Below are 1,776 nucleotides of genomic sequence, written 5' to 3'. Positions count from 1 at the left end.
ACCAGCTCGAAGCGAAGTGCCCCGGACACCGGGTTGGCTTCCGCGAGCCGCAGCTTCAGCCGCATGCCCGAGCTGTAGGTCGTGCCGGTTTCCTCGCCGACCAGCGCCTTGGCCGCGTCGTCGTAGCGGAAATATTCGCGGCCTAGGTCGCGCGCGGGGACGAGGCCGTCGCCACCGATCCCTTCGACGGTCGCGAAGAAGCCGAAATTCTGCACGCCGGTGATCCGCGCATCGACGACTTCGCCGACCTTTTCGCTCAGATAGGCGGCGACATAGCGGTCGATCGTGTCGCGTTCGGCCTCCATCGCGCGGCGTTCGAGCATCGAGATCGACGTGCCGATCTGCTCCATCGCCGCCGCCTCGCCTTCGGTCAGCCCGCCCGGCCCCAGCTTGAACGCCGACACCAGCGAGCGGTGGACGATCAGATCGGCATAGCGGCGGATCGGCGAGGTGAAGTGCGCGTAGCTGCCGAGCGCGAGCCCGAAATGGCCGCTGTTGGCGGGGGCATAATAGGCCTGCGTCTGGGTGCGCAGCACTTGCTCCATCACTTGCGGGCGGTGGTCGACGTCGCCGACCCGGTCGAGCAGCTGGTTGAACACGCGCGGCTGGATGACCTGGCCGAGCGCGAAGTCGACGCCGAAAGTCTTGAGATACTCCTTGAGCGCAACCAGCTTCTCGCGCGCGGGCGGTTCGTGGTCGCGGTACATCACCGGCGCCTTCTTGCCCTCCAGCGCCTTGGCGGCGGCGACATTGGCGGCGATCATATATTCCTCGATCAGCTTGTGCGCATCGAGCCGCTCGCGCGGCGCGACCGACATGATCCGCCCCTTTTCGTCGAGCATCACCCGGCGTTCGGGCAGATCGAGTTCGAGCGGATTGCGCCGCGCGCGCGCGGCGCAATCCGCTCGAACTCGATCTGCCCGAACGCCGGGTGATGCTCGACGAAAAGGGGCGGATCATGTCGGTCGCGCCGCGCGAGCGGCTCGATGCGCACAAGCTGATCGAGGAATATATGATCGCCGCCAATGTCGCCGCCGCCAAGGCGCTGGAGGGCAAGAAGGCGCCGGTGATGTACCGCGACCACGAACCGCCCGCGCGCGAGAAGCTGGTTGCGCTCAAGGAGTATCTCAAGACTTTCGGCGTCGACTTCGCGCTCGGCCAGGTCATCCAGCCGCGCGTGTTCAACCAGCTGCTCGACCGGGTCGGCGACGTCGACCACCGCCCGCAAGTGATGGAGCAAGTGCTGCGCACCCAGACGCAGGCCTATTATGCCCCCGCCAACAGCGGCCATTTCGGGCTCGCGCTCGGCAGCTACGCGCACTTCACCTCGCCGATCCGCCGCTATGCCGATCTGATCGTCCACCGCTCGCTGGTGTCGGCGTTCAAGCTGGGGCCGGGCGGGCTGACCGAAGGCGAGGCGGCGGCGATGGAGCAGATCGGCACGTCGATCTCGATGCTCGAACGCCGCGCGATGGAGGCCGAACGCGACACGATCGACCGCTATGTCGCCGCCTATCTGAGCGAAAAGGTCGGCGAAGTCGTCGATGCGCGGATCACCGGCGTGCAGAATTTCGGCTTCTTCGCGACCGTCGAAGGGATCGGTGGCGACGGCCTCGTCCCCGCGCGCGACCTAGGCCGCGAATATTTCCGCTACGACGACGCGGCCAAGGCGCTGGTCGGCGAGGAAACCGGCACGACCTACAGCTCGGGCATGCGGCTGAAGCTGCGGCTCGCGGAAGCCAACCCGGTGTCCGGGGCACTTCGCTTCGAGCTGGT

General features: G+C 66.9%; 1 protein-coding gene and 1 pseudogene. One reads left to right on the top strand and one right to left on the bottom strand.

Features of this window, described 5'->3' with window-relative positions; translation table 11 throughout:
- Positions 1-908 (bottom strand): annotated as a pseudogene (locus AX672_RS08005) (RNB domain-containing ribonuclease); the annotation flags it as partial.
- Between the two features lie 26 nt (positions 909-934).
- Here AX672_RS08005 and AX672_RS08010 point away from each other — a divergent pair.
- Positions 935-1,776 (top strand): RNB domain-containing ribonuclease (locus AX672_RS08010; RefSeq protein WP_443026232.1); only part of this gene is annotated, 842 nt, incomplete at its 3' end.

The sequence above is a fragment of the Sphingomonas sp. CCH10-B3 genome, from assembly GCF_001556185.1.
GTDB classification, from domain to species: domain Bacteria; phylum Pseudomonadota; class Alphaproteobacteria; order Sphingomonadales; family Sphingomonadaceae; genus Sphingomonas; species Sphingomonas aquatica.
This window is presented reverse-complemented; position numbering and strand designations above follow the sequence as displayed.